At 48.4% G+C, this 244-nt stretch carries 1 protein-coding gene; it reads right to left on the reverse strand.

All coding sequences use genetic code 11. The features are described from left to right. Nucleotides 1-244: FtsW/RodA/SpoVE family cell cycle protein (locus tag SB660_RS23035; protein WP_410584856.1), on the reverse strand; the 244-nt coding region annotated here is incomplete at both ends.

Raw genomic sequence — 244 nt, forward strand, 5'->3', positions numbered from 1 at the left:
TCAAGACTCTCAAAACGCGCCAAACGGCCCTTGGTTAAAATTTGATCCTGATTTAAATAGAGAATCGGGCTGACTAAAATGAAAACAATTCCGCCGAGCAAAAGCAGCCTCACCAGCGTCTTTCCGCTGAAGCCGGAGCACAAGATCATGCACGTCGCAATCAGCCCTATAATCATGGCTGTACCGAAATCAGGCTGCATGGCAATTAACCCGCAAATCACAAGCGTCATGACTACGGGAGGAG

It is taken from the genome of Bacillus sp. SIMBA_005 (assembly GCF_046535585.1).
Classification (GTDB): domain Bacteria; phylum Bacillota; class Bacilli; order Bacillales; family Bacillaceae; genus Bacillus; species Bacillus pumilus.